The following is a 358-nucleotide window of genomic DNA, read 5'->3' as shown; positions in this document are numbered from 1 at the left end:
CACATAAATCAACTGATGCAAGCGCTGCCAGGCTTTCCCACCCATGCGCCTGATCACACCATTGTGACTGCTTATGGCCAGTGGCACTAAAGCACAGAAAGCGATCAACCCAACCGCAATGAACGGACGCTTGAGCACATCCGCCCACATCTCCAGTAAATCGAAAAAATGATCGAACCAAAAGAACATCAGAAAATGCAGGGCCGCATAAAAAAACGTGTACAGACCCAACATGCGTCTGAAACGCAATAACCACGGCTGTTGCAGCAGTTTGCGCAGCGGCGTGACCGCCAGTGTCAGCACCAGAAAATACAAGGCCCAGTCGCCGCTGTAACGGGTCAGATATTCCAGCGGATTA

General features: G+C 51.1%; 1 protein-coding gene. It reads right to left on the bottom strand.

Features of this window, described 5'->3' with window-relative positions; genetic code table 11:
- Positions 1–358 (bottom strand): protein-methionine-sulfoxide reductase heme-binding subunit MsrQ (locus KDM89_RS20555; protein ID WP_212689711.1); only part of this gene is annotated, 358 nt, incomplete at both ends.

Source organism: Cognatundibacterium luofuense (assembly GCF_018139685.1).
Lineage (GTDB): Bacteria > Pseudomonadota > Gammaproteobacteria > Burkholderiales > Burkholderiaceae_D > Undibacterium > Undibacterium luofuense.
Note: the sequence above shows the minus strand (reverse complement) of the source record. Positions and strands in the feature narration are given on the sequence as shown.